The sequence below is a fragment of the Paraburkholderia sp. SIMBA_054 genome (assembly GCF_046534875.1).
Classification (GTDB): Bacteria; Pseudomonadota; Gammaproteobacteria; order Burkholderiales; family Burkholderiaceae; genus Paraburkholderia; species Paraburkholderia hospita.
The window spans coordinates 1-218 of record NZ_JAWRXV010001929.1; the positions used below are offsets into that span (position 1 = coordinate 1).

The following is a 218-nucleotide window of genomic DNA, read 5'->3' on the forward strand; positions in this document are numbered from 1 at the left end:
CCCGCTAACATAGTGCGGCCGGAGCGCAACAAGCGCCAGCATCTTTCTGGCGTGCTGGCGAGGAACGAAATCGACAGGGACTATGCCTACAATCGATCCCTGTTTCTGCGCGTATCCACCGGGCGGTACCAGTTCAATCCGAAACTCGCTGTGCGTCGCCGCCAGGGCGAAGAAGAAAACTGGATCCCGATCTACACGGCACTCAACCTCCCGTTGAT

1 protein-coding gene is annotated in these 218 nt (G+C 58.3%); it reads left to right on the forward strand.

Annotation, left to right across the window (positions count from 1 at the left end):
* Positions 1-218 (forward strand): hypothetical protein (locus SB822_RS61765; protein ID WP_410859761.1); only part of this gene is annotated, 218 nt, incomplete at both ends.